Raw genomic sequence first — 401 nt, forward strand, 5'->3', positions numbered from 1 at the left:
GGGTGTTCCGTTGCCGCTCACGTCGTACTCCCTGTGCTTCCGCGGGCCGCCCGTTCGGCCCGCGGAAGCATCGTAGGCAGCAGAGGTCGTCTCGAAACCTCTGCGGGTCACACGCCTGCTGTGACCTTGTCCGGTTCGGTGGCCGGCGGCTCAGCCGGTGCGTCGCCCCGGTCCAGGTTGCTCGGCCACCAGATCTTGCCGCCGAGGTCGAGGTTGATGGCCGTGACCAGGACCGATCGCACGATCATCGTGTCGAGCAGGACGCCCAGTGCCACGGCCACGCCCAGCTCGGCGAGGAACACCAGCGGCAGCGAACCCAGGATCAGGAACGTTGCTGCGAGGACGAGACCGGCCGAGGTGATGACACCGCCCGTGGAGGACAGGGCGATCAGCGAGCCGGA

At 68.3% G+C, this 401-nt stretch carries 1 protein-coding gene; it reads right to left on the reverse strand.

Annotated features, from left to right (window positions below):
- Positions 1–107 precede the first annotated feature (107 nt).
- On the reverse strand, positions 108–401 hold a 294-nt coding region (locus tag ACOADB_RS13175; protein WP_378599212.1), incomplete at its 5' end, for an MMPL family transporter.

It is taken from the genome of Nocardioides sp. CPCC 206348 (genome assembly GCF_048654705.1).
Taxonomy (GTDB): Bacteria; Actinomycetota; Actinomycetes; order Propionibacteriales; family Nocardioidaceae; genus Nocardioides.